This is a genomic window from Actinoplanes derwentensis, assembly GCF_900104725.1.
Lineage (GTDB): Bacteria > Actinomycetota > Actinomycetes > Mycobacteriales > Micromonosporaceae > Actinoplanes > Actinoplanes derwentensis.
On record NZ_LT629758.1, the window covers coordinates 4,176,661 to 4,202,587 of the forward strand.

At 68.5% G+C, this 25,927-nt stretch carries 22 protein-coding genes; 9 read left to right on the forward strand and 13 right to left on the reverse strand.

Features of this window, described 5'->3' with window-relative positions; translation table 11 throughout:
* Nucleotides 1-204 (reverse strand): hypothetical protein, encoded by a 204-nt coding sequence (locus BLU81_RS18510; RefSeq protein ID WP_092545821.1) that lies wholly within the window; start codon nucleotides 202-204, stop codon nucleotides 1-3.
* Between the two features lie 213 nt (nucleotides 205-417).
* On the opposite strand from BLU81_RS18510, the gene BLU81_RS18515 reads away from it, so the two are divergent.
* The 3 genes from BLU81_RS18515 to BLU81_RS18525 all read left to right on the forward strand — a co-directional run bounded on the left by BLU81_RS18515 (nucleotide 418) and on the right by BLU81_RS18525 (nucleotide 4,205).
* Nucleotides 418-1,296 (forward strand): LLM class F420-dependent oxidoreductase, encoded by an 879-nt coding sequence (locus BLU81_RS18515; protein WP_092545822.1) that lies wholly within the window; start codon nucleotides 418-420, stop codon nucleotides 1,294-1,296.
* 142 nt (nucleotides 1,297-1,438) lie between these two features.
* Nucleotides 1,439-3,043, forward strand: coding sequence for a substrate-binding domain-containing protein (locus BLU81_RS18520; protein ID WP_092545823.1), 1,605 nt, complete (start codon nucleotides 1,439-1,441; stop codon nucleotides 3,041-3,043).
* 124 nt (nucleotides 3,044-3,167) lie between these two features.
* Complete coding sequence (locus BLU81_RS18525) at nucleotides 3,168-4,205, forward strand: LacI family DNA-binding transcriptional regulator (protein ID WP_092545824.1); 1,038 nt, start codon at nucleotides 3,168-3,170, stop codon at nucleotides 4,203-4,205.
* On the opposite strand, the gene BLU81_RS18530 is transcribed toward BLU81_RS18525, so the two are convergent.
* Genes BLU81_RS18530 through BLU81_RS18540 form a run of 3 tightly spaced genes read right to left on the reverse strand, consistent with a single transcriptional unit; the run spans nucleotide 4,170 to nucleotide 7,298 of the window.
* Entirely contained in the window at nucleotides 4,170-5,063 is an 894-nt protein-coding gene (locus BLU81_RS18530; RefSeq protein ID WP_231954633.1) for a carbohydrate ABC transporter permease, read from the reverse strand. The two genes, BLU81_RS18525 and BLU81_RS18530, sit on opposite strands and share 36 nt — an antisense overlap.
* A 1-nt stretch (nucleotide 5,064) precedes the next feature.
* The gene (locus tag BLU81_RS18535; RefSeq protein ID WP_231954634.1) at nucleotides 5,065-5,967 is read right to left on the reverse strand and encodes a carbohydrate ABC transporter permease; all 903 of its coding nucleotides are present in this window, start codon (nucleotides 5,965-5,967) and stop codon (nucleotides 5,065-5,067) included.
* A gap of 17 nt (nucleotides 5,968-5,984) precedes the next feature.
* Nucleotides 5,985-7,298, reverse strand: a complete 1,314-nt coding sequence (locus tag BLU81_RS18540) for an extracellular solute-binding protein (protein ID WP_231954635.1) — start codon at nucleotides 7,296-7,298, stop codon at nucleotides 5,985-5,987.
* Nucleotides 7,299-7,555: 257 nt separating this feature from the next.
* Here BLU81_RS18540 and BLU81_RS18545 point away from each other — a divergent pair, with 257 nt between their 5' ends.
* The 5 genes from BLU81_RS18545 to BLU81_RS18565 all read left to right on the forward strand — a co-directional run bounded on the left by BLU81_RS18545 (nucleotide 7,556) and on the right by BLU81_RS18565 (nucleotide 14,013).
* Nucleotides 7,556-9,895: a glycoside hydrolase family 3 N-terminal domain-containing protein gene (locus tag BLU81_RS18545; protein WP_373873366.1), complete on the forward strand. Its 2,340-nt coding sequence runs from the start codon at nucleotides 7,556-7,558 to the stop codon at nucleotides 9,893-9,895.
* A 27-nt stretch (nucleotides 9,896-9,922) separates the two neighbouring features.
* Nucleotides 9,923-10,696, forward strand: coding sequence for a PP2C family protein-serine/threonine phosphatase (locus BLU81_RS18550; RefSeq protein WP_231954636.1), 774 nt, complete (start codon nucleotides 9,923-9,925; stop codon nucleotides 10,694-10,696).
* A 58-nt stretch (nucleotides 10,697-10,754) separates the two neighbouring features.
* On the forward strand, nucleotides 10,755-12,191 hold the full coding sequence (locus BLU81_RS18555; protein ID WP_092545827.1) for a gamma-aminobutyraldehyde dehydrogenase: 1,437 nt from the start codon (nucleotides 10,755-10,757) through the stop codon (nucleotides 12,189-12,191).
* Nucleotides 12,192-12,279: 88 nt separating this feature from the next.
* On the forward strand, nucleotides 12,280-12,735 hold the full coding sequence (locus tag BLU81_RS18560) for an Lrp/AsnC family transcriptional regulator (RefSeq protein ID WP_092545828.1): 456 nt from the start codon (nucleotides 12,280-12,282) through the stop codon (nucleotides 12,733-12,735).
* 6 nt (nucleotides 12,736-12,741) lie between these two features.
* Nucleotides 12,742-14,013 (forward strand): NAD(P)/FAD-dependent oxidoreductase, encoded by a 1,272-nt coding sequence (locus tag BLU81_RS18565; RefSeq protein WP_092545829.1) that lies wholly within the window; start codon nucleotides 12,742-12,744, stop codon nucleotides 14,011-14,013.
* 4 nt (nucleotides 14,014-14,017) lie between these two features.
* Here the strand turns inward: BLU81_RS18565 and BLU81_RS18570 are convergent, their stop codons facing one another.
* Both BLU81_RS18570 and BLU81_RS18575 read right to left on the reverse strand, forming a co-directional pair.
* Nucleotides 14,018-15,649, reverse strand: coding sequence for a sensor histidine kinase (locus BLU81_RS18570; protein WP_092545830.1), 1,632 nt, complete (start codon nucleotides 15,647-15,649; stop codon nucleotides 14,018-14,020).
* Between the two features lie 6 nt (nucleotides 15,650-15,655).
* On the reverse strand, nucleotides 15,656-16,084 hold the full coding sequence (locus BLU81_RS18575) for a response regulator (protein WP_092545831.1): 429 nt from the start codon (nucleotides 16,082-16,084) through the stop codon (nucleotides 15,656-15,658).
* A gap of 109 nt (nucleotides 16,085-16,193) precedes the next feature.
* Here BLU81_RS18575 and BLU81_RS18580 point away from each other — a divergent pair, with 109 nt between their 5' ends.
* Entirely contained in the window at nucleotides 16,194-18,254 is a 2,061-nt protein-coding gene (locus BLU81_RS18580; RefSeq protein ID WP_231954637.1) for a glycoside hydrolase family 3 protein, read from the forward strand.
* A 172-nt stretch (nucleotides 18,255-18,426) separates the two neighbouring features.
* Here the strand turns inward: BLU81_RS18580 and BLU81_RS18585 are convergent, their stop codons facing one another.
* The 7 genes from BLU81_RS18585 to BLU81_RS18615 all read right to left on the reverse strand — a co-directional run bounded on the left by BLU81_RS18585 (nucleotide 18,427) and on the right by BLU81_RS18615 (nucleotide 25,758).
* Nucleotides 18,427-18,678, reverse strand: coding sequence for a hypothetical protein (locus BLU81_RS18585; RefSeq protein WP_092545833.1), 252 nt, complete (start codon nucleotides 18,676-18,678; stop codon nucleotides 18,427-18,429).
* A 196-nt stretch (nucleotides 18,679-18,874) separates the two neighbouring features.
* Nucleotides 18,875-20,233 (reverse strand): aspartate aminotransferase family protein, encoded by a 1,359-nt coding sequence (locus BLU81_RS18590; protein WP_269461062.1) that lies wholly within the window; start codon nucleotides 20,231-20,233, stop codon nucleotides 18,875-18,877.
* Nucleotides 20,234-20,320: 87 nt separating this feature from the next.
* Entirely contained in the window at nucleotides 20,321-21,106 is a 786-nt protein-coding gene (locus BLU81_RS18595; RefSeq protein WP_092545835.1) for an ABC transporter permease, read from the reverse strand.
* The gene (locus tag BLU81_RS18600) at nucleotides 21,103-21,966 is read right to left on the reverse strand and encodes an ABC transporter permease (protein WP_092545836.1); all 864 of its coding nucleotides are present in this window, start codon (nucleotides 21,964-21,966) and stop codon (nucleotides 21,103-21,105) included. The genes BLU81_RS18595 and BLU81_RS18600 overlap by 4 nt, the downstream gene beginning before the upstream one ends.
* 4 nt (nucleotides 21,967-21,970) lie before the next feature.
* Complete coding sequence (locus BLU81_RS18605) at nucleotides 21,971-23,221, reverse strand: polyamine ABC transporter substrate-binding protein (protein WP_092545837.1); 1,251 nt, start codon at nucleotides 23,219-23,221, stop codon at nucleotides 21,971-21,973.
* Nucleotides 23,221-24,324 (reverse strand): ABC transporter ATP-binding protein, encoded by a 1,104-nt coding sequence (locus BLU81_RS18610; protein WP_092545838.1) that lies wholly within the window; start codon nucleotides 24,322-24,324, stop codon nucleotides 23,221-23,223. The genes BLU81_RS18605 and BLU81_RS18610 overlap by 1 nt, the downstream gene beginning before the upstream one ends.
* 3 nt (nucleotides 24,325-24,327) lie before the next feature.
* Complete coding sequence (locus BLU81_RS18615; RefSeq protein WP_092557290.1) at nucleotides 24,328-25,758, reverse strand: gamma-aminobutyraldehyde dehydrogenase; 1,431 nt, start codon at nucleotides 25,756-25,758, stop codon at nucleotides 24,328-24,330.
* Nucleotides 25,759-25,927: the final 169 nt, after the last annotated feature.

Genomic DNA, 25,927 nt, shown 5'->3' on the forward strand with positions numbered 1-25,927 from the left:
TCAGTACCGGATCTGGGCCAGTGCCAGTCCGGCCAGACTGCAGAAGGCGGTCATCCAGGCCAGTGGCAGCAGGGCGTAGACCACCATGCCGGCGATTCCCGCGGGCGAAAGGCTAAGGGCCAGCAGTCCGGCGCCGATGAAGACGAGCGCGGCCACGGCCGCCACCTGGACGAAGGTGCGGTTGGCAGGGGCCTGGTCGAACAAGACGACCTCCGGGGAAGCGACGCGAGGGGAAGCCGCAACCTTCCCTCACCACCCGGGTTCCGAACACCGTACGCCCCGCCGGTTCCGGCGGCCGTCCGTCGCCGGACGCCGCCCGTCCGTCCCCCGTCACGCATCCAGCCGGGGTTCCGGCCGGCCCAGCGGGTGACCGGGCGGCAGGCGGCGGCCGGGGCGAGGTCTCGGTAGGTTGATCTCATGAGCATTGGTTTCGGGGTATTCGTGCCGCAGGGATGGCGGATGGACTTGGTCGAGATCGCCGACCCGGTCGAGCAGTACGAGGCGATGACGGCTGTCGCGAAGGTCGCCGACGCCGGTCCCTGGGACAGCATCTGGGTCTACGACCATTTTCATACGGTTCCGGAACCCACCATCAACAGCACCTTCGAGGCGTGGACCGTCACGTCCACGCTGTCGCGCGACACCAGCCGGGTGAACATCGGCCAGATGGTCGGCTGCAACGGCTACCGGCACCCGGCGCTGTACGCGAAGATCGCCTCGACCGTCGACGTGGCCAGCCACGGCCGGCTCTACGCGGGTCTCGGCGCGGGCTGGTACGAGCACGAGTGGAAGGCCTACGGCTACGAGTGGGCCGAGGTTCCCGAGCGGATGGCCGCCTTCCGGGAGGCCGTCGAGGTCGTGCACAAGATGTGGACCGAGGAGCGCCCGGTCTTCGAGGGTAGGCACTATCGGATCGATCAGCCGATCAACGAGCCGAAGGGGGTCCGCAAGCCGCACCCGTCGTTCTGGCTCGGCGGCGGTGGGGAGAAGGTGACGCTGAAGCTGGTGGCGAAGTACGCCGACGGCGCCAACTTCGGCAACGGCGACCCGGAGCTGTTCCGGCAGAAGGCGGCGGTGCTGCGCGCGCACTGCGACAAGCTGGGCCGCGACTACGACCGGATCAAGAAGTCGACGAGCATCCACCTCGATCCGGCCGAATCCACCGCCGACACCATCGCCCGGCTGGAACGCCTGGCCGAGGCGGGCGCGAACTACTTCATCATCTACATCCCCCGGGTGGCCTACGACCACGAGCCGTTGCAGCGCTTCGCCGAGGAGATCATCCCCAGGTTCTGACGGACGATTCGCGGGTACGGGTCACCCGTACCCGCGAATCCGCAGTTGACGTGGGGGTTAACTGTTGCCGTAGACGTCCCGAACTCCCTTGTGGATCGGCGCCCGCGCTGGTCAGCCTGAGAATTTCAGGACGCGGGTGGACATGACGCACTGGGAACTCGAACCGATCATCGCCGTCCTGAGCGTGGCGGTCCCGTTCATCGCGTTCGTGTGGGAGTTCGCGATCGTCCGCCGCAAACGGCTCGGCTATCGGGTGCAGATGGACACTCCGGCCACCAGCCCGGCTCATCCGGCGAACGCCGCAGCGCTGGCCCAGTTGCACGAGAACGGCAGGCCGCTGCACGACCCGTCGTTCGTACTGCTGCGGGTCGAGAACGCCGGCTGGACCGAGATCGTCTCCGGCGACTATCTGGCCGACGACCACGACCGGGCCGGTATCCGGGTCACCTTTCCGGGCCGCCGCGTGGTCGATGTGGCGCTGAGCGAAACAAGTCAGGACGAACTGGCCGACTTCTTCTTCACCGACGAGGGCGGGCACACCACCACGGCCGCCGGTTTCGGGATCGGCAACGAGAAGGACGCCGGTCTGGTCCGGCTGCCGAAGGTGAAACTGAACCCGCGCGCGTACTACAAGGTCCTGGTGGTGCTGGAACGCCAGGAGGGCAACGTCCGCAAGGAGTTCGACGATCCGTCGTTCCGCGCCGATGTCAGCGGCCGGCACAACCGATGGATCGACCGGCTCGCGAAGGTCCGGCTGGATCGCACCGAGAGCCACACGTTCGCGTCCCGCCCGGCGCTGGTCGGTATCGGTCTGCTGGTGGCGGCGGTACTGGCGCAGTCCGGGCTGATCCTGTTTCGTGACGACAGCCGGCCGCCGCTGGACTGTGTGGGCGGCACCCTGTACCTGCACGGTTCTACCGCGTTCGCGCCGTCGGTGACCGCTGCCGCCGCACGCTACGAGGAGCAGTGCCGTGGTGTGAAAGCCCGGATCCCGATCGGCGATTCGACGTTCCAGGGCAGCGCGGAGGGTGTCGGCGAACTGGAGGCGGCGGGCCGGGCCGTCGACCTGAGCCGGGTTCCTGGACTCGGCACGCACCTCGCGTTCACCGACGGGTACGCGGAGGGCTCCCACCCGCAGGTACTGCCCCGGCCGATCGCGTATTCGCTGTACACGTTGATCGTCAACAAGGACGTCGGTGTCCGTGACCTCAGTCTGCGGCAGATCCGTGACATCTATGCCCGGAAGATCACCGACTGGTCCCGGGTCGGCGGGCCGCCGATGCCGATTCAACTGGTGAACCGGCATCCCGGCTCGGGGACCCGGACCGCGCTGGTGAACCGGGTGCTGCAGGCGGACATGCCGAACGCGACAGTCAACGACTGCGCCGCTCTCGAACCGGGCACGGCCGGTGTCTGTGAGGTGGGCAGCACCCAGCGGCTGCTGGAGAAGGTCGCCGCCACGCCGGGTGCGCTCGGCTACAGCGAGGTCAGCAACGCGGCCAAGGACAGCCGGATCCTGAAGGTGCACATCGACCACGATCCGGCGACGCTGGCCGGGGTCGAGGACGGCGGCTATCCGTACTGGCAGACGGAGTACGCGTACACGTACGGCGAGCTTCCGGCCGATTCGATCGGTGCGGCGTTCCTGCGGTACCTCACCGATCAGGAGGGCAAGGACATCCTCCGCGAGCACGGAAACCGGCCGTGCGCGGAGACGGAGTACCCGCTGGAGTGTGAACCGCGCTGAAAAACTCAACTGGGAGCGTTACCAACGCCACCAAGCATTTGTCGGCGGGGTGTGGCATGACAGAATTCCGGTGCCGGTTTCCGAAAGTTCCAGCCTAGATGGGCCGGCGTGAGGAGCTTTCTCCGTGGCGTCTGGCAGAGGACGAGTCACCATCGCGGCCATCGCGGAAGCGGCGGGCGTGTCCGTGCCGACGGTGTCCCGGGTGCTCAACGGACGATCCGATGTCTCGCCGAGCACGCGGGAGCAGATCGAGCGGCTGTTGCGAGAGCATGACTACCGGCCCCGCAACTCTCGGCATTCCGGGCGAGCCCGCCTGGTGGATCTCGTTTTCAACGACCTGGACAGCCCATGGGCGATGGAGCTGGTGCGCGGTGTGGAGGACGTGACCCACGCCGCCGGGGTCGGGACGGTGGTGTCGCAGGTGCACCGGCGCAGCAGCGCCACCCGGCAGTGGCTGCAGAACCTGCGGGCGCGCGCCTCCGACGGGGTCATCTTCGTGACGTCGGACGTGGCCGAGCCGGTGCACAGTGAGCTGCACCGGCTGAAGGTCCCGGTGGTGATCATCGACCCGGCCGGTGGGGTGGCCGCCGAGGTGCCGACGATCGGGGCGACGAACTGGTCGGGTGGCCGCACCGCCACCGATCATCTGCTGGAGCTGGGGCACCGGCGGATCGGTTTCGTGGCCGGGCCGCGGGAGCTGCTGTGCAGCCGGGCCCGGCTGGACGGTTACCGGTCGGCGATGGAGGCCGCCGGGGTCCGCGTCGACGAGCAGCTGATCACGACCGGCAACTTCCTGCACGAGGCCGGGTTCATCGCCGGCAATCAGCTGCTCGATCTGGCCGAGCCGCCGACCGCGATCTTCGCGTCCAGCGACCTGATGGCGCTGGGGGTGTGCGAGGCGGCGCGGCGGCGCGGGCTGCGGGTGCCCGACCAGTTGAGTGTGATCGGGTTCGACGATCTGCCGGAGTCGCGGTGGGCGTCGCCGCCGCTGACGACGGTGCGGCAGCCGCTGGCCGAGATGGGGGCGCTCGCCGCGCGGACCGTGTTGCGGTTGTCGCGCGGCGAGAGCATCGAGACTCCCCGGGTGGAGCTGGTCACCAAGCTGATGGTGCGGGAGAGCACCGCCTCATTTACCGAAGCCCGCGGTCAGGCCGCTGAGTAGCTGACGGCGGCCGATCACGTACAGGGTGAGGATCGGCAGCGTGGTCAACACGACCGAGGCGAGTACGGCGGGGATGTTGACGCTGTACTGGCCCTGGAACTCCCAGAGCGCGAGCGGCAGGGTCCGCTGCTCGGGGCTCTGGGTGAGGATGAGCGGCAGCACGAAGCCGTTCCACACGGTCAGTCCCTGGTAAATGGTGACCGTGACAAGGGCGGGCCGGGTCAGCGGGAAGGCCAGACGCCACAGGGTGCCCCATTCGGTGGCGCCGTCCATCCGCATCGATTCGAAGAGTTCCTTCGGCACGTCGCGGATGAAGTTCGCCAGGACCAGCACCGACAGCGGGATGGCGAAGGCGAGCGAGGGCAGGATGATCGCGCCGAGGGTGTCGTACATCTGAATCTTGATGATGATCAGATAGATCGGGATGATCACCGCCTGCAGCGGGATCGCCAGGCCCATCAGGAACAGTCCGTTGACACCGCGCAGGAACCGGCTGGCGGCCCCGCCCCGGATGATCGCGTAGGCGGCCATGAACGACATCAGCACCGCCGGGCCGACCGCCCCGACCGTGACGATGGTGCTGTTCATGAAGTACTGGACGAAGTTGTTCTCCAGCACGAACCGGTAGTTCTCCAGCGTCGGTGACGTCGGCGGCGCAAGCGGGTTGGTGGCGTAGTAGTCGCCCGACACCTTGAGGCTGGTGATGACGATCCAGTAGATCGGCATGATCACGACCGCCAGCCACAGCCAGCCGGCCAGGCCGCCGAGGAGGTTCCACTGCTTCGGATGGAAACGCCGGCGGCGCGAGGCGGGAGGCCGGTCCACCACAGGCGGAGGAGGAGACAGCACGGTCGTCACGTCACATTCCTTCCAACTGGCTGTCGGCCTGGTTGCGGCCGCCGAGCCGGCGCAGCCCGAGCGCGAGGACGAGGCCGCACAGCACCAGGATGACGGCGATCGCACTGGCCGGGCCCATCAGGTTGGCCTTGAATCCGCGCTGGTACATCTCGACGGCCAGGGCGCTGGTGGCATCGCCGGGGCCACCGGCGGTGAGCACCCAGATCAGGTCGAAGAAGGTCAGCGACCCGACGACCATCAGCGTCGACGAGGTGATGATCGTGTACTTGAGCTGCGGCAGGGTGATGCTGAAGAACTGCCGGATCCGGCCGGCCCCGTCGATCTGGGCGGCCTCGTACATGCTGGCCGGGATCTGCCGCACCCCGCCCTGGTAGATCAGTGAGTGGAACGGGATGAACTGCCAGGACACCACGAAGACCACGACACCCAGCGCCAGTACGGGGTCACCGAGCCAGTCCTGCTGCAGGAACTCGATCCCGAGGCTGGCGCCGAGTCCGAAGTTCGGGTCGAGCAGCGCCTTGTAGGTGATCGAGATGGCGGCCTGACTGAGCAGCAGCGGGACGAAGTAGAGCACCGCGAGAACGGCCCGGTACCGGTGCTGGGCGGCCAGGAACACGCCGATCAGGATGGACAGCGGCGTCTGCACCAGCCACGAGAACCCCATGATCAGGAAGGTGACCCAGAGCGAGTGCAGCAGGTCGGGGTCGGCCAGCACGGTGCGCCAGCTCTGAAGCCCGGCGGGTTTGATGTCGCCGGAGATGTTCCACGACGTGAAGCTGAGCAGGAACACGCCGACCAGCGGGACCAGCCCGAACAGGGTGAACGCGATCAGGGCCGGCCAGGCCATCCAGGAGACGGACCCGCTCCCCCCGGCGTTGTTGCTGCCGGGAGGAGCGGTCCGCACCACAGGCGGAGCTATCGTCATTTTCCGATGACCGCATTCATGTTGTCGGCGAACTGCTGCGGCGCGATCGACTGGGTGAACAGCTTGGCGATGTTGTCCAGCAGGGCCTCTGCCGCGGTCGGGCTGAGCGCCTGGTCCCAGGACTGGGCGAACACCTTCGCGTTGCTGGCCACGCCGTAGACGAACTTGAGGAAGTCGGCGTCCGGCGAGGCGGCGAGCTTGGCGTCGGCGCCCTTGATGATCGGCACACCACCGGTCTTGATCCAGTCGGCCTGCTCGGTGTCGTCGAGCAGACTGGTGAAGAACTTCTTGGCGATGTCCTTCTGCGCGGTGGTGGCGTTCGAGGAGATCGACAGGTACTGCCCGGCGTTGCCGACGGTGTCGTTGGGGTCGCCCTTGCCGCCGTCTACGCCGGGGAAGTTGATGTAACCGAGCTTGCCGTCCTTGACGAAGGTGCCGCCCTCGGCCTGCTGGATGCCGTAGGACCAGGAGCCGTGCAGCATCATCGCGGCCTTGCCGCGGTACAGCAGCGCCTGGTCGGCGTTGGAGTCCGCGGTGATCGAGTTGAAGCCCTTGATGAAACCGTCGGCCTTGATCAGGTCCTGCATCTTGGTGAGGGCGTCGATGGCGGCCGGGTTGCTCCAGGCGCCGGCCTTGCCCTCGAAGACGTCACCGAAGACCGACTGGCCGCCGATCCGGTCGAAGAGGAACTCCAGCCACATCATGTTGGTCCAGCGGGACTGGCCGCCGAGCGAGAACGGCGCGATCTTCGCGGCGTTGAACTTCGGGACCAGGTCCATGATCTCGCCCCAGGACTGCGGCGGAGTGACCTTGAGGTTGTCGAACACCTCTTTGTTGTAGAAGAGGACGATCGGCTGCACGGTCTCGGCCGGCATCGCGTAGATCTTGCCGCCGATGGTGGCCGGGCCGAACGAGGACGGGAAGAGCCGGTCCTTGACCGGGGCGTTCTGCGCGAACCAGTCGGTGAGGTCGTCGACCTGGCCGGCGTCGACGTAACTCTTCAGGCCGCCACCGCCCCAGCCCCAGACCACGGTCGGCTGCTGACCGGCGCCGAACGCGGTCTTCAGCTTGTCCTTGTAGGCGTCGTTCTGGAACAGGTTGAGTTTGATCTGGCCGTCCGGGTTGGCCTTGTTGAACCGGTCGACGGCACCCTGCCGCACCGATTCTCCGGGCGGCCCGCTGAGGGTCCAGTAGCCGGCCTCCCCCGCTTTGGCGGGGGTGGTGCCGGCCGGACCGGAACTGCCGCACGCGGCGAGGGCGGCACCGGCCGCGGTACCCGTGGCGAGGGTCAGAAAATTCCTGCGCTTCACGCTGATCTCCATAAGGGGGACGCAAATAGCCGAATGAGGAAGCAGACAGCAGAGGAACAGCCGCCGAAAGTTTCGAGCGACGGCTGCAAATTAACGAGAGGTTTCGTTAACGTAGGGTTTCGGCGTGATGAGTGTCAAGACTCTTGCCTGAACCGTGCTTGACGCGCGAGAGTTGGCAAGGTCGGCCGGCCGCGTCACCGTCCGGCGCGGCCGACCGGACCCGGTTCCGGGGGTACCGAAACTTTCGGAGGTTTTCGTTGACTGCACAATCTTGGCGGGACGCCTCGCTGCCGATCACCGAGCGGGTCGAGGCGTTGCTCGCCACGATGACCCTCGAGGAGAAGGTGGCTCAGCTCGGCAGCCGCTGGCTCGGCAAGGACAAGGGGGCCACCGGTTCCGCCGCGCCGGAGCTGGAGGAGGGCCACCAGGTCGCTCCGATGGAACACGAGTTCGCGTCCGGGCCGGCCCTGGAGGACGCCAGCCGGCACGGGCTCGGCCATCTCACCCGGGTCTACGGCAGCTACCCGCTCACCGTGGCCGAGGGCGCCGCCGAAGTGGTCCGCCAGCAGCGCATCGTGATGGCGTCGTCGCGGCTGGGCATTCCGGCGATCGTGCACGAGGAGTGCCTGACCGGGTTCACCGCGCACGGCGCCACCGTCTACCCGGCCGCCATCAACTGGGGCGCCACCTTCGATCCGGAGCTGATCGAGCGGATGGCCGCCGCGATCGGCCGTGACATGGCCGCCCTCGGCGTGCACCAGGGCCTGTCCCCGGTGCTCGACGTGGTCCGCGACTACCGGTGGGGCCGGGTCGAGGAGTCGATCGGCGAGGATCCCTACCTGGTGGCGACCGTCGGTTCGGCGTACGTCCGCGGGTTGCAGTCCTCCGGGGTGATCGCCACCCTCAAGCACTTCGCCGGTTACTCGGCCTCCCGGGCCGCCCGCAACCACGGCCCGGTGTCGATGGGGCGCCGCGAGCTGCTGGACGTGATCCTGCCGCCGTTCGAGACCGCGATCCGCGAGGGTGGCGCCGACTCGGTGATGAACTCCTACTCGGAGATCGACGGGGTGCCGGCCGGCGCCGACCCGTGGCTGTTCACCGAGCTGCTGCGCGACGAGTGGGGTTTCACCGGCACCGTCGTCTCCGACTACTGGGCGATCCCGTTCCTGATCAGCAACCATCGGGTCGCGGCGGACGCGGCCGACGCGGGAGTGCTGGCCCTGACCGCGGGCATCGACGTGGAACTACCGGACACCATCGGTTACAGCACCGAGATGGCCGCCCGGATCGACGAGTCCCTGGTGGACCGGGCCGTGCGCCGGGTGCTGGCCCAGAAGGCCCGGCTCGGCCTGCTCGACGAGCAGTGGACCCCGGAGCAGTCGGTGGCCGGCGCCGACCAGGTCACCCTGGACTCCCCCGGCAACCGCGAGCTGGCCCGTGAGCTGGCCGAACGTTCGATCGTGCTGCTCGACCCGGGTACCGCGCTGCCGCTCGCGCCCACCGGCCGGATCGCCGTGGTCGGGCCCTGCGCCGACGACGCGAGCACGTTCCTGGGTTGCTACGCCTTCCCCAACCACGTGCTCCCCCGCTATCCCGGGGTCAGCCCGGAGATCGATCTGCCGACCGCGGTCGACGCTCTGCGAGCGGAACTTCCGGACATCGATTTCTCGTACGCCCAGGGCTGCACTGTGGACGGCGACGACCGGTCGGGTTTCGCCGCGGCCGTGACCGCCGCCGAATCGGCCGACGTGGTCCTCGCGTTCGTCGGCGACCTGGCCGGGCTGTTCGGCATGGGCACCTCGGGTGAGGGCTGCGACGCCCCCGACCTGCGTCTGCCCGGCGTCCAGTCGGAGCTGTTGGCGGCCCTGCTGGCGACCGGTAAGCCGGTGGTCGTGGTGGTGGTGTCCGGCCGGCCGTACGCACTCGGTGACGTCGCCGGGCGGGCTGCCGCCCTGGTCCAGGCGTTCATGCCCGGTGAGGAGGGCGGCGCGGCCATCGCCGGGGTGCTGTCCGGCCGGGTCCAGCCCAGCGGCCGGCTGCCGGTGCAGATCCCCCGTGATCCCGGTGGCCAGCCCGGTACGTATCTCCAGCCTCGCCTGGGCGCCGACAAGATCGGCACGAGCAGTCTCGATCCCACGCCGCTGTTCGCGTTCGGGTACGGCCGGTCGTACACCTCGTTCGCGGTCGACGACCTGCGGCTGTCGGCGGGTTCGGTGCCGACCGACGGCGAGTTCACCGCGACGGTCCGGGTGACGAACACCGGTGACCGGGCCGGGTCCGAGGTGGTGCAGCTCTACCTGACCGACCTGATCGCCCAGGTCACCCGTCCGGTGCTCGCGTTGACCGGCTACCAGCGTGTCGAGCTGGCCCCCGGTGCCGCGGCGGAGGTCGTGTTCCGGGTGCACACCGACCGGACCGCTTTCACCGGCCGGGACTTGAAACGTATCGTCGAGCCCGGTGAGCTGCGGGTTCTCGTCGGCACGTCGGCTGCCGACCTGCCGTGCGAGGCCACGGTCGAGCTGACCGGGCCGGTGCGCCCGGCCGGGCCGGAGCGTGTCCTCTTGACACCGTCCGAGGTGCGCCGGGCCGATTCGTGACACCCCCCGGGCCACTAGGCTGACCCCGTGGCAGGCATCAACGAGGATCTTGACGAGCTGCTGGGCCAGGCCACCGCCCTGGCCCTGCAGCGCAGCCTGCTGCCCGACCGGTTACCCCAGGTCACCGGCGTCGACCTGGCCGCCCGGTACATGCCCGGGCACGCCTTCGGCGTCGGCGGCGACTGGTACGACGTCTTCCAGTTGCCCTCCGGCTGGCTGGGCGTGGTGATCGGCGACGTCTCCGGGCACGGGCTGGCGTCGGCGGTGGTGATGGGCCGGGTCCGCAGCGCGCTCCGGGCGTACGCGCTGATCTGTGACGACCCGGCCGAGGCCCTCACCCTGCTGAACCGCAAGGTGCACGCGTTCGAAGCGGGCAGTCTGACCACCGCGTTGTACGTGATGGTCAGCCCGTCCCGGGACCGGGCGCTGCTCTCCTCGGCCGGGCATCTGCGCCCGATCCTGGCCGCTCCCGGCGCCCCGGCGAGGCTGGCCGACATCCCGGTCGATCCGCCGCTCGGGGTGGCCCGCCCGGTACGGGCCCGCCGCACCACCACGCTGCCGTTACCGCCGGGTGAGCTGCTGTTCTGCTACACCGACGGGCTTGTCGAGCGCCGCGGTGAGGTGATCGACACCGGGCTGAGACGGCTCGTCGACATCGTCAAGGCCGACACGGCCGAATCGGTCTGCGCCACCGTCATGGCTGACGCCGCCGCCGAACTGCCCACCGACGACGTAGCAGTGCTGGCGGTCCGCCGACACCCCGCGACACCGTACGGAAATATTGGTCCACCCTCTTGTTAGCGACGGATTCAGCGGAAAAGATGGGGCCCGATTCGCTGATACCACAGCTGGAGGCCGGATGAGCGCGAAGACGGTGCTGCACAACCTCATCGGGGGCGAAGCCGTCGCTCCCGTCGAGGGGCGCTACGACGACCTCGTCGACCCGTCCACCGGGGAGGTGTTCGCCTCCGCCCCGGTCTCCGGTGCCGAGGACGTCGACCGGGCCATGACCGCCGCGTCCACCGCCTTCCAGCAGTGGCGCGACACCACCCCGTCCGACCGGCAGCGGGCTCTGCTGAAGTTCGCCGACGCCATCGAGGCCCGCTCCGGGGAACTGGTCGCCGCCGAGTCGAAGAACACCGGCAAGCCGCTCGGCCTGACCGCCAGCGAGGAACTGCCCCCGGCCATCGACCACCTGCGGTTCTTCGCCGGTGCCGCCCGGGTCCTGGAGGGCCGCTCCGCCGGGCAGTACCTGAACGGGTTCGAGAGTTACGTGCGTCGCGAGCCGATCGGGGTCTGCGCCCAGGTCACGCCGTGGAACTATCCGCTGCTGATGGCGATGTGGAAGATCGCACCGGCGCTGGCCGCCGGTAACGCGGTGGTGCTGAAGCCGTCCGATACCACCCCGGTCACCAGTGTGCTGCTGGCCGAGATCGCCGCCGAGTTCCTGCCGGCCGGACTGTTCAACGTGGTCCTCGGCGACCGGGACACCGGCCGCGCCCTGGTCACCCATGCCACGCCGCGGATGGTGTCGATCACCGGTTCGGTGCGGGCCGGCATGGAGGTGGCCGGCAGTGCCGCCGCCGATCTCAAGCGCACCCACCTGGAGCTGGGCGGTAAAGCCCCGGTGGTGGTCTTCGACGACGCCGACGTGGAGGCGGCGGCCGCCGCGATCGCCGAGGCCGGCTACTTCAACGCCGGGCAGGACTGCACCGCCGCGACCCGGGTGCTGGCCCAGGCCGGTGTCCACGACGACTTCGTGGCCGCGCTCGCCGCGCAGGCCCGGGGGATCCGGACCGGCCCGCCGGACGACGAGGACGTGCTCTACGGCCCGGTCAACAACGCGAACCAGCTGGCCCGGGTCAGCGGTTTCATCGACCGGCTACCCGAGCACGCGGTCCTGCAGGCCGGTGGCGCCCGGGTCGGCGACCGCGGTTTCTTCTACTCCCCCACGGTCGTCTCCGGGCTGCGGCAGGACGACGAGATCATCCAGAGCGAGGTGTTCGGCCCGGTCATCACGGTGCAGAGGTTCACCGATGAGGACGAGGCGGTCGGCTACGCCAACGGCGTGGAGTACGCGCTGGCCTCCAGCGTCTGGACGAAGGATCACGGCACCGCGATGCGGATGACGCAGCGCCTCGACTTCGGCTGTGTCTGGGTCAACTGCCACATCCCGCTGGTCGCCGAGATGCCGCACGGCGGGTTCAAGCACTCCGGGCACGGCAAGGACCTGTCGGTGTACGGGTTCGAGGACTACACCCGGATCAAGCACGTCATGCACAACGTGCAGGGCTGAGCGTGCCCGCCCGGACGGCTGCGGTGTCGGAAACCTGTCACGGGTGACCCCTTTGCCTACGACAAGCGGCTCAGGGAAGAATCGCGCCGTGACGGACGTGACGCTGGACGAGACGAACAAACTGATCATCGAGCACCTGCAGCGTGACGGCCGCATGTCGTACGCGACGCTCGCCAAGACGATCGGCCTGTCCGAGGCCGCGGTGCGCCAGCGCGTGCAGCGGCTCCTCGACAACGGGCTGATGCAGATCGTCGCGGTCACCGATCCGCTCACGCTGGGTTTCGCCCGGCAGGCGATGGTCGGGTTGCGGGTCAACGGCGATCTGCGGGCCATCGCGGACCGGCTGGCCGAGATCCCCGAGGTCGACTACGTGGTGATCTGCGCCGGGCGGTACGACCTGCTGGTCGAGGTGGTCTGCACCGACGACGAGCACCTGCTCGACATCCTCAACGAGAAGGTCCGGGCGATCGAGGGCGTCACCGCCGCCGACACGTTCATGTACCTGCGACTCGCCAAACAGACCTACGCCTGGGGAACACGGTAGAAGCCTATGAACAGCCCCTCCTTCTGGCTCGACAGTCTCGGACCGATCGAGAGGCGCCCGCCGCTCGCCGGTGACATCGAGGCCGACGTGGCCATCGCCGGAGGCGGGTACTCCGCGCTCTGGACCGCGTACTACCTGGCCACGGCCGCGCCGGAGAAGCGGGTCGTGATCCTGGAGGCGGAGTACTGCGGGTTCGGCGCGTCCGGCCGCAACGGCGGCTGGGTGTCCGGCCAGTTCCCGGTCGCCGAGGCGAAACTGGCCCGCCGGTTCGGCGCGGCGGCGGCCACCGCCATGCAGCACGCCCTCGGCGAGACCGTCGACGAGGTGGGCCGGGTCGCCGCCCGTGAGGGCATCGACTGCGACTATGCCAAGGGCGGCACACTCTCCCTGGTCCGCAACCCGGAACAGTTGCGCCGGGCGCGCACCGATCCCGGCTTCGTCGGTGCCGGCGAGGCCAAGGCGATCTGCGGTGCCACCGATGTGCTCGGCGGCGTCTACAGCGAACACTGCGCGGTCCTGCACCCGGCGAAACTGGTCCGTGGTCTGGCCTCGGTCGTCGAGGGCCTCGGCGTCACCATCCACGAGGGCACCCGGGTCGAGCAGATCAAAACCGGGCAGATCAAAACCCGGCTGGGTACGGTCACCGCCGGCACCGTGGTCCGCGCTCTGGAGGGCTACACGTCCGGCCTGGCCGGGTACCGCCGGGAGCTGGCGCCGGTCTACTCCCTGATGATCGTCACCGAACCGCTGCCCGGGGAGTTCTGGGAGCGCGTGGGCCTGGCCCGGCGGGAGACGTTCAGTGACGAGCGGCGCATGGTCATCTACGGTCAGCGGACCGCCGACGACCGGCTCGCGTTCGGTGGCCGCGGTGCGCCCTACCACTTCGGGTCGCGGGTCCGGCCGGAGTACGACCAGGTGCCCGAGGTGTTCGAGGCGCTGCGGGCGACCCTCACCGAACTGTTCGGGATCGATCCGCCGATCGCCTACCGCTGGGGCGGCCCGCTGGGCATCCCCCGGGACTGGATGCCGTCGGTCGGGCTGCGGGACGGCCTGGCGTGGGCCGGGGGCTACGTCGGTGACGGGGTGGCCGCGGCGAACCTGGCCGGGCGTACCCTAGCTGATTTGATCTTGAAGAAGGACACCGCGCTGACCACCCTGCCCTGGGTGAACCACCGCTCCCGCCGCTGGGAACCGGAACCGGCCCGCTGGGTCGGCATCAACGTCGGTCTGAAGGCCACCGCCCTGCTCGACGCCTGGGACCGCCGCAGAGCCGCCTGACCCGTCAAGGCGGCGGGCCGCTCAGCGGCAGGCGGACGCAGACGACGGTGCCCGCCGGGCGGTTCTCGGCCAGTTTGATGGTGCCACCGTGTTTCAGCACGATCGCGCGGGCCAGGCTCAGGCCCAGGCCACTGCCGGTGGTGCCCTGGTGGCGCACGTTGCTGCCGCGGAAGAACCGGTCGAAGACCCGGGCGTACTCGCCGGCCGGCATCCCGATGCCGCTGTCGGCGATGCACAGGTCCGCCACCGTGTCCTCGGCGCGCAACGTGACGTGCACCGGCGCGCCTGGCGGGCTGTAGCGGACCGCGTTGGTCAGCAGGTCGTCGACGACCTGGCGCAGCCGCTGGGCGTCGCCGGGCAGGTGCAGTTCGGCCGGCAGTTCACTGACCAGGGTCAGCCGGACACCGGTGTGCCGCAGCCCGGTCACCGCGTCGCCCACCAGGGCGGCCAGGTCCACCTCGTGGACGTCCAGTTCCAGGTGGCCGGAGTCCAGGCCGGCCAGGTCGAGCAGGGTGTCGGCGATCTGCTGCAGGGCGGCCGCGTTGCGGGCGATGGCCTGCACCATCTGGCCGACCTCCGGATCGAGATCGGTCTCCTCGGCCAGCAGGGTGGCGTTGGCGGTGATCGAGGTCAGCGGGGTGCGCAGCTCGTGCCCGACCAGGTTGACGAAGTCGCCCTGGGCGCGGGCCAGCTGCCGGGACAGTCCTTCGGCGCGGCGCTGGGCCACGAAGATGCCGATCTGGGCGGCCACCCCGTCCAGGAGCACGGTGAGCAGGTCCGGCTCGTACTCCTGGGTTCCGGCATAACAGGTCAGCACGCCCAGCAGGGAGCCGCCGTCGCGCACCGGCACCGCCAGCGCGGTGCGCACCCCGCGGCGCAGGCAGATCTGCACCCGTTCACGTTCGTGGGCGGTCCGCAGGTCGGGGCTGAGTCCCAGGTCCGGCACCCAGATCGGGCGGCCGCTCTCCCAGACCCGGCCGGTGATGCCCTGGCCGCGGACCGGGGTGTGCCCGAAGAAGCCCTCGGTCTCCAGCCCGGAGGAGTCCCAGTGCCCGGCGGACAGGAGCAGCCCGGTCGCGTCGTCGATGAGGAACAGTTCGGCGGACGGCCAGCCGAGTGTGGTGGTGACGGCACGCAGCACCTCGGGGGTGGCCTCGATCGCCGACCGGTGCTTCTTGAGGACGTACTCGACGGCGATGTGACAGTTGCGGAACCGTTCGACCCGGCGCAGGGCGGTGACCTCGTGCGCGACGGCGACCGCACCGATCCGGTCGCCGACCGGCCCGAGGATCGGCTGGGCACTGGTGTCGAAGACCCGCTGCCGGTGGCCGGGCCGGCGGATCAGCACGTCCTCGCCGTCGACTAACTCGCCTTGCAGCGCTCGGGCCAGCGGCGTCTCCGAACGGCTCATCGGCCGCAGGTCGGGCGTGGTGAACAGACGGTGGGCGTGCTCGGCGAACTCGATCGGCAGCGGGCCGTCCAGGACGAACCCGGCGATCTCCCGCATCGCCCGGTTGGCGAAGACGACCGTCCCGTTCCGGTCGCAGGCCATCACCCCGGCGTCCATGCTCTCCAGCAGCGCCCCGAGAAAGGCGCCGTTGTCCAGGGAGGTCGCCGCCTCGCCCAGTACCACCATAAATGTCTACACCGTCACCGGCAGATCGGCCGGGCAGAGGTTGTCGGCGGCGTCGTGGCCGTGCGGGCCGACCGAGACCAGTTCCTCCATGGTCGCGAGCAGCTGCTCGTTGGGGCAGGGCTTGAGCATGATGGCGCAGACCTGCGCCTGGCCGGCCCGAGGGTCGCCGGGCCGGAGGTGGCCGCTGAGGATGGCGATCGGGACACGGCGGACGTCGTCGTCGGGGTGGGCCCGGATCGCGTCGATCAGCTCCCAGCCGTCCATGTGCGGCATGCCGAGGTCGGTGAGGACGATGTCCGGGCGTTTCTCCAGAATCGCCTCGAACGCCGCCCGTCCGTCCGATGCGCGGAACACTGTCATTCCGGTTCGCTTGAACACCCTGACGAGAACCAGGGCGATGTCCTCGTCGTCCTCAGCGATCAGCAATACGGCCATGTCAGCTCCGTCAGAGAAGTCCGTTGTCCCAGCATGCGCCAGCCAGGTGCTCGCGGGGGCGAATACCGGACAATTACCCGCGACGACAGCGGCTCACCAGGAGGACACCGTGCAGATCCGCCGACGCTGGGTGGTGGCCGGGGTGGTGCTCGCGCTCACCGCCGCACTGATCCCCGTTTCTGTTCTCCGCCTGGGCACCGGGCAGCCCGTCTACCGGGATGCCGGGCAGTCCGTCGCCGCCCGGGTCGCGGACCTGCTGCCCCGGATGAGCCTGGCCGACAAGATCGGCCAGATGACGCAGGCCGAACGCAAGGCGGTCACCGGGGATCCCGCACTGGTCACCGGCCTGCGGCTCGGCTCGGTGCTGTCCGGTGGCGGCTCTGCGCCGACCCCGAACACCCCGCAGGCCTGGGTCGACATGATCAACAGCTTCCAGGCGGCGGCCCTGGCCACCCCGTTGAAGATCCCGCTGCTCTACGGGGTCGACGCCGTTCACGGCAACGGCAACGTGCACGGCGCGACGATCTTCCCGCACAACGTGGGTCTCGGCGCCGGACGGGATGCGGCACTCGTCGAGAAGGTGTACCGGGCCACCGCCGTGGAGATGCGGGCCACCGGCATCCCGTGGAACTTCGCACCCTGCCTGTGCGTGTCGCGTGACGAACGCTGGGGCCGCGCGTTCGAGAGCTTCGGCGAGGACCCCGCCCTGGTCACCCGGCTCGGTGGGGCCGCCGTCGACGGGCTGGAGCGCAACGGGGTGGTCGCCACGGTCAAGCACTTCGCCGGGGACGGCGGCACCGTTTACGGCACCGGCGATCACGGCTACGCCATCGACCAGGGCGTCACCGTCGCCAGCCGGGACGACTTCGCGCGGATCGCCCTGGCGCCCTACGTGGCCGCTGTCCGCGAGCACGGCGCACGGAGCGTCATGCCGTCGTTCTCCAGTGTCGACTTGACCGAAGACGGCACCGGCAACCCCGTCAAGATGCACGCCGATCAACAGTTGATCAGCGGATATCTGAAAGGCGAACTGGGCTTCGGCGGTTTTGTGGTCACCGATTGGGAGGGTGTTCAGCAGTTGCCGTCGACCGAGCCGGCCGGCACTCCGAAACCCACCGCCTCCCAGGTGCGGACCGGGGTGAACGCCGGCATCGACATGTTCATGGAACCGGACACCGCACCGGTCTTCCAGGCGAACCTCACCGCCGAGGTGCAGGCCGGGCGGGTATCGATGTCGCGGATCGACAACGCGGTGCGGCGGATCCTGCGGGTCAAATTCGAGCTGGGCCTGTTCGAGAAGCCGTACGCCACCGTCGGCCCGATCGGCACGGACGCCCACCGCGAGCTGGCACGGGAGGCGGTGGCCAAGTCGCAGGTGCTGCTCAAGAACGACGGCGTGCTGCCTCTTCGGCCTGACACCAAGATCTACGTGGCCGGCCGCAACGCCGACGACATCGGCAGCCAGGCCGGCGGCTGGACGATGGACTGGCAGGGCGCCAACGGCGACACCATCCCCGGCACCACCATCCTCGACGGCATCCGGTCGACCGCACCGGACGTCACCTTCAGCGCCGACGCCGCCACTCCGATCGGCGACGCCGAAGTCGGCGTGGTCGTGGTCGGCGAAACCCCGTACGCCGAATGGTTCGGCGACGTAGGCGGCCCCGTCCTCACTTACGGCACCGCCGAACAGCGAGAACCCAAGCTGCTCACCCTGCAACCGTCCGACAAGGCGGTGATCACCAAGGTCTGCGCCGCGGTCCCGCACTGCGTGGTCCTGATCGTTTCCGGTCGCCCCCAGGTGATCACCGACCAGCTTGCCTCGATCGACGCCCTGGTGGCGTCATGGCTGCCAGGCAGCGAGGGAGAAGGGATCGCCGACGTACTCTTCGGCCGCACACCCTTCACCGGCAAGCTCTCGATGTCCTGGCCGCGGTCAGTCCCCCAGGTCCCGATCAACACCGGAGACAAGACCTACCAGCCCCTTTTCCCGTACGGGTGGGGCCTGCACCCCGGCACACCCGTCTCCACTCGCGACGCCGCCTCGTCGGCTGTCGTCGCCGGAGCCGCCCGCCCCGGCTGGGAGAGGCTTTTCGCCGATGCCGAAGTGGCCGCCGACACCGGCGACCTCGCCCGCGCCGATTCCCTGTACCAGCAGGTCAGCGATTGACCCGGCGCACGGCCTCCTGATGGTCGGTCCGCGTCTTCATCGTGGAGCGTCCGGAACGCACCGTCGAGACACAACCGTCGTCGATCCACCGTCGCGATTCGACCGTCCGATCTGGCACTCCGAGGCGCCCTCCGGTAAGCCGTTCTCGCGCGCGTCGCCCCGTTGTAGCCGCCTACTCCGGAGCAGGTAGTCGCCCCGGTCGACCGTCCCAGGGAGGTGCCGGCCGCCAGTCACGGGAGGTGAGGCCGCCGGGGTCGAGAAGAATCTCCGCGCCGCCCCGGAACGGCACGATCGACGCGGCCGGAAGCTCACGCGAGAAGACCGGGCAGTCCTCGGGGGACGCCGACTCCAGTGCCCCGGTCAGAGCGGCCGGGTCAACGGTGCGGCGCCCGCCGGAGGCGTTGTACGTCCAGAGCTGAATCACGGCGCCGATCCTAGGACCAGCGAACCCGGCACTAGCAAACCCGGGACCAGCCGGATCTAGGAACGGCTGGGTCTGGGGCGGTGCGGGGGTCGGACCTTGGCCATCGCATTCGGCCCGGTGGTCGCGGGTCGGCCTGGGGCTTCGCCTGCTTTGCGGGGATGGGGCAGGGCCGTGGTTCGGCGTACCGGAAAAGTGTTTAAAGGTGGTTTTGGGCTTCGGTGAGGACTGACCTCAGGATTTGTTCGATTTCGGCGAACTGGGTTTCCGTGGCGGTCAGCGGTGGGGCCAGCTGGATCACCGGGTCGCCTCGGTCGTCGGCTCGGCAGTAGAGGCCGGCCTCGAAGAGGGCGGTGGACAGGAAACCTCGGAGCAGGCGTTCGGATTCGTCGGCGTCGAAGGTTTCCTTGGTGGTCTTGTCCTTGACCAGCTCGATGCCGAAGAAGTAGCCGTCGCCTCGGACGTCGCCGACGATCGGCAGGTCCAGCAGGCGTTCCAGGTAGGAGCGGAAGAGCGGGCTGTTGTCGCGGACGTGCTGGTTGAGGCCTTCGCGTTCCATGATGTCGAGGTTGGCGAGGGCTACCGCGGCGCCTACCGGGTGGCCGCCGTAGGTGATGCCGTGGGCGAACCAGTTGGTGCCGGTCAGGAACGGTTCGGCCAGGCGGTCGGAGGCGATCATCGCGCCCAGCGGGACGTAACCTGAGGTCAGGCCCTTGGCTACGGTGATGATGTCGGGCTGGTAGCCGTATTTGTCGGCGCCGAACCATTCACCCAGGCGGCCGAAGGCGCAGATCACCTCGTCGGAGACGAGCAGTACGTCGTAGCGATCGCAGATCTCGCGGACCCGCTGGAAGTAACCGGGTGGTGGTGGGAAGCAGCCGCCGGCGTTCTGCACCGGCTCCAGGTAGACGGCGGCGACCGTGTCGGGGCCCTCGAACTCGATCATCTCGGCGATGCGGTCGGCGGCCCACACGCCGAACTGCGAAGGTGTCATGTTCTCGTCGGGGCGGCGGTAGTAGTTGGTGTTCGGCACGCGCATCGTCGACGGGACCAGAGGCTCGAAGTCCTGTTTGAACGGCGGGATGCCGGTGATCGACAGGGCGCCCATCGAGCTGCCGTGATAGGCGACCGCGCGGGAGATCACCTTGGTCTTGAGCGGTTTGCCGACCCGCTTGTAGTACGAGCGGGCCAGTTTCCACGCCGACTCGACGGCCTCCGAACCGCCGGTGGTGAAGAAGATCCGGTTCAGGTCGCCGGGGGCCATCGCGGCCAGACGGCCGGCCAGTTCGATGGCTTTCGGGTGAGCGTAGGACCAGATCGGGAAGTAGGCCAGTTCGCCGGCCTGTTTCGCGGCGGCGTCGGCGAGTTCGTGGCGGCCGTGGCCGGTCTGCACGACGAACAGTGCGGAGAGACCGTCGAGGTAGCGGCGGCCGTTGGAGTCCCAGATGTAGCAGCCGTCACCGCGGGTGATCACCGGGACCGGGGCGTCCTGGTACGAGGACAGCCGGGTGAAGTGCATCCAGAGGTGGTCGCGGGCGGTGGCGGACAGATCTGTCACGGGTATCTCTCCTACTGGTTCCAGAGGTAGATCCGATCCTGCCCACGGATTCCGTGGCGCACAAGAGCAATCGCTGCTAATTCCTTCTCAGGCAGCCTTCTTGGACCGCGATCGCACGCTGGTGATCACCGCGAACAGCACGCCGGCCGCGAAGATCATCGTGCCCATCACATTGACCTGTGGTGGCAGGCCGACCCGGGTGGCGCCCCAGATCCACAGCGGGAACGTCTCGGTCGTACCGGCGGTGAAGTTGGTGATGACGAAGTCGTCGATCGACAGTGCGAACGCGAGCATCACGCCGGACATGATCGCCGGCAGGATGATCGGGAAGATCACCTTCCAGAACGTGGTCCAGCCGTTCGCGCCGAGGTCGGCCGCCGCCTCCTCCAAGGACCGGTCCAGGGTGACCACCCGGGCCCGGACCACGATCGCGACGAACGACACCGAGAACATCACGTGGGCGATCGTGATGCTGGTCAGGCCGAGCGGCAGCCCGGTCGTCACGAACAGGCTCAGCAGCGACGAGCCCATCACCAGCTCGGGCGACGAGATCGCGGCGAACATCAGCAGGTTCAGCGCGCCGGCCCCGCGGAACCGGAAACGGCCCAGCGCGTAACCGATGCCGGTGCCCAGCGCGCCGGCGATCAGCGCGGTCAGCACCGCGACGATCAGCGACGTCACCAGGGCGCCGGTGAGCGCTTCCAGGGCGAACACGTCCTTGTACCACTTGAGCGTGAAGCCCTGCCAGGTCTGGTTGTACCGGCCGTTCGGGTTGTTGAACCCGAACAGGATCATCACCGAGATCGGCAGGATCAGCCAGGCGATCAGGAGCCAGGTGTAGGCGTGCAGCAGGCGTCCGCCACGGCCGGTCATCGCGCCGCCACCTTCATCACGTCCTCCGTGCCCAGTGCCCGGGCGTAGGCGAAGACCCCGATCAGCAGCACCGCCATCAGGGTGAACGACAGTGCCGACGCCGACGGGTAGTCGGAGTTGGACAGGAACTTCGCCTGGACGACCTGGCCGATCATGGTGGTCTCCGAGCTGCCGAGCAGTTCCGAGTTGACGTAGTCGGAGCTGGCCGGCACGAACGTCATCAGCACACCGGCGAAGACCCCCGGCAGCGCCAGCGGGAAGATGACCTTGCGGAAGCTGGTGAGCGGGCCCGCGTACAGGTCCCGGGCCGCCTCGACCACCCGCGGGTCGATGCGTTCCAGGGCCACGTAGATCGGCAGCACCATGAACGGCAGGAAGCTGTAGACCAGTCCGGCGATCACCGCCGCCGGGGTGCCCAGCACCTGGAAGTCGGCCGGCAGGATCCCGGCCTCCTTCAGCGGGTGGAACAGCACGCCGTCGTCGGTGAGCAGCATCCGCCAGGAGATGGTGCGCAGCACGAACGACACGAAGAACGGCAGCATGATCAGGAACAGGTAGGTCGACTTGCGCCGGCCTCCGTAGAAGGCGATCCAGTAGGCGACCGGGAACGCCATCACGATCAACACGAACGACGTGATGGCGCCGTACACCAGCGAGCGGATCAACTGGGTCTGATAGTCGGCCAGAGACTCGGTGTAGTTCTGCCAGTGACCCGTGAAGACGAACCCGTTGACGATGTCGCCCTCCTGCAGCGACAGCGACAGCATGGTCACCATCGGCACGGCGAAGAAGAGCAGAAGCCACAACCCGCCGGGGAGTACGAGCAGGTAGGGCGCGAGTGTACGTTTGACCCGGTCCATGTGGTTACCCCAGCACGATCGGCTGGAACACCCGCTCGAAGTCGTTCTTCTCCTCGGCGGTGTTGAAGTTGACGTAGTAGTGCAGCCGCTTGTACTCCGACTCACCGGGGAAGACCAGCGGGCTGTCGGCCACCGAGAGCAGGAATTCCTTGTCCTCGCCGGAGGCCGCGGCCGCGTGCTTCTTCATCTGGGCCTGCGCACCGGGCACCGGGCACACGTAGTTGATGTACTCGGCGAGCGTGGTGGCGTTGTCCAGCTCGTAGAGGAAGTCCATCAGCATGATGGCGTCGACCGGGTTCTCGGCGGTGGCCGGGATGGCCATGTTGTCGGTCCAGATGGTGCCGCCCTCCTCGGGGATCACGAACTTGAAGTTCGTGCCGTCGGAGACGTTCTTCTGGAAGATGTCACCGGACCAGGCCTGGGTGATCCAGACCTCGCCCTTGCCGAGCGCGTCGACGTAACTCTGGTCGTAGTAGTTGCGGACCAGTCCGGCGTCCTTCTGCTCCTGGAGCTTGGCCGCCGCCTTCTTCCAGGCCGCCTCGTCCGACTTGGCCGGGTCCAGACCGGCGGCCATCAGACCGAAGTTGCCCAGTTCCTGAAGATCCTTGAACATCCCGACCTTGCCCTTGTACGCCGGATTCCACAGGTCGGCGAGCTTGGTGATCGGTTCCTTGATCTTCGACGGGTCGTAGGCGATGCCGGTGATGCCGGACGCGTACGGGATGCTGAAGGTGTTGCCCGGGTCGTACGTGGAGGTGGCGTACGAGGCGGCCGCGTTCGCCGCGTAGTTGGGCAGCTTGGAGTGGTCGAGCGGGGCCAGGAATCCGGAGTCACGGAACTGGCCGAACTGGACCGAGTTGGTGATCACCATCAGGTCGTAACCGATCGACTGTCCGGCGGACAGCTGCGGCTGGACCTTGGCGAACCACGGGCCCATCTCCTGGATGACCTCGTCGTAGGTCACCTTGATGCCGGTCTTGGTGGTGAACTTCTTGAGTTCCGGCTTCTTCGGGTCCATGTAGAGCGGCCAGTTCGCGAAGTTCAGCGAACCGGACTGGGTCTTGCCGGCCCAGAACTTGGCGACGGCGTCGGGCGCCACACTGGCCTGCGGCTTGCCCTTGCCCTCCACGCCACACGCGGCGAGGAAAGCGCCCATCGCTGACAACCCACCGAGGCGGAGCGCGTCCCGGCGGCCGAGCCGGGACTTCGTCATGCCCCGGAGAAGGGCGGGGTTCGGCTGGTTGGTCGGGAACATCAGACTCCGATCGGGTACGAATGCTGCGGGGCCCAGGAGAGGTAGACGCGCTCACCACGAGACGCGACGTCCTCTGCGTCGTGTGCGTTCTGATCGAACACCACGAAGTCCGTTCCGGCGGTGGTCGCCACTGTGTAGTTCGTCGATGTGCCGTGGTAGACGACCTCGGAGACGGTGCCGGCGAGCACGCTGCCGGTGAAGTCCGCGGGCATCGTACGGTGCAGGTCGATCTTCTCCGGGCGCACCGACACCTCGATGCCGTGGCCCGCCTGGACACCGTCCGGGACCCGCACCACGACCCGCTCGCCGGCGCCCTTGTCGATCACCGCGAGCCCACCGTCGATCCGGTCGACGGTGCCGTCCACGATGTTCGAGGTGCCGATGAAACCGGCCACGAACCTCGTCGCCGGGCGTTCGTAGATCTGCCGCGGGGTGCCCAGCTGCTCGATCAGGCCGGCGTTCATCACCGCGATCCGGTCCGACATGGTCAGCGCCTCACCCTGGTCGTGGGTGACGTAGACGAAGGTGATGCCGACCTCGCGCTGGATCCGCTTCAGCTCGACCTGCATGTGCTGGCGCAGCTTCAGGTCCAGCGCGCCGAGCGGCTCGTCGAGCAGCAACGCCCGCGGATGGTTGACCAGCGCCCGGGCCAGGGCGACCCGCTGCTGCTGGCCACCGGACATCTCCTTGGGCTGGCGCTTCTCCATGCCGGTCAGCGAGACGATCTCGAGCATCTCGCCGACCCGGCGCTTGACCTCGGACTTCGCGACCTTTTTGCGCTCCAGCCCGAACGCGACGTTCTGCTGGACGCTCAGGTGCGGGAAGAGGGCGTACGACTGGAAGACCATGTTGACGTCACGCTTGTTCGGCGCGACCCCGGTCACGTCCTGGCCGTCGAGGAACACCTTGCCCTCGGTCGGATCCTCGAAGCCCGCGATCATCCGCATCGTGGTGGTCTTGCCACAACCGGACGGCCCGAGCAGTGAGAAGAACTCCCCCTGCCCGATCGTCAGGTCCAGGCTCTTGACGGCGGGCACTGACTCACCGTGCGACAGGTAGTCCTTGCGCACACCGGTGAACTCAATAGCCGGGGAACTCGTCATCCATCACCTCTGCGCGGGGGTGTCATTGAAGCTCATCACGTGCTTGATACGGGTGTATTCCTCGAACCCGTACATCGAGAGATCTTTTCCGTAACCGGAGTGACCGTATCCGCCGTGTGGCATCTCGGAGACGAAGGGTAGGTGTGTGTTGATCCATACCGCGCCGAAATCAAGGCGGCGCGACACGCGCATGGCCCGGCCGTGGTTCTGCGTCCAGACACTGGCGCTCAGGCCGAACCGGACGTCGTTGGCCCAGCGGATCGCCTGTTCCTCGCCGGTGAAGGTCTGCACCGTGACGACCGGGCCGAAGATCTCGTCCTGGATCATCTCGTCGCTCTGGCGCAGCCCGTTGACCACGGTCGGCTCGAAGAAGTAGCCACGGTCGCCGATCCGGTGCCCGCCGGCGGCCACCTCGGCGTGTGCCGGGGTGCGGTCCAGGAAACCGGTGACCCGGTCCAGCTGGTGCACGTTGTTGACCGGGCCGAAGAACGCCTCGGTGTCACTGGGCGGGCCGGCCTTCGTGCCCCGGGCGGCTTCGGCGAGCGCGGCGGTGAAGTCGGCGGCGATCCGCTCGTGCACCAGCACCCGGGTCGCGGCGGTGCAGTCCTGACCGGCGTTGAAGTAGCCGGCCCCGGCGACCGCGGCGGCGGTGGCGGCGATGTCGACGTCGTCGAAGACCACCACCGGGGCCTTGCCGCCCAGCTCCAGGTGGACCCGCTTGAGGTCGGGCGCGGCCGCGGCGGCGACCTCCATCCCGGCCCTGGTCGAGCCGGTGATCGACACGAACTGCGGGATCGGGTGCGCGACCAGGGACCGGCCGGTGTCCCGGTCGCCGCAGACCACGTTCAGCACACCCGGCGGCAGGAACTCGGCGGCGATCTCGGCGAGCAGCAGAGTGCTGACGGGGGTGGTGTCCGACGGTTTGAGGACCACCGCGTTACCGGCCGCGACGGCGGGCGCGAACTTCCAGACCCCCATCACCATCGGATAGTTCCACGGGGTGATCTGCGCGCAGACGCCGATCGGCTCACGGCGTACGAAAGAGGTGTGGTCCCGCAGGTACTCCCCCGCCGACCGGCCCTCCAGGACCCGGGCGGCACCGGCGAAGAACCGCAGTTCGTCCAGGATCGGGGCCATCTCCTCGGCGCGGGTCGCCTCCACCGGTTTGCCGGTGTTGCGGACCTCGGCCTCGATGATCTCCTCGGCGCGGGCCTCGATCGCGTCGGCGATCCGCAGCAGGGCCCGCTGGCGTTCCGCCGGAGTGCTGTCCCGCCAGACCTCGAACCCCTGTGCGGCGGCGTCCACGGCCTTCGCCACGTCACGCGCCGAGGAGATCGGAGCCTGCGCGTAGGTCTCCCCCGTGCTGGGGTCGATCACCGCGGACGTGATGCCGTCCTCGGTGCCGGTGTAGGACCCGGCGACGAAATTGCGCAGCACGGGAACAGGTGTGCTCACAGGGTTTTTGGCCTTCCGGTAACGGCGATCTCACCCGGACTGGAGGGACCTTGTCACACCGGTGAGTGAGTCAGCAAGGGAATCCGAAGTAATTTCCATAGCCGAAACGGAATCAGAACTCCCGATCCCGTTCCAGCTACGTTTTCCA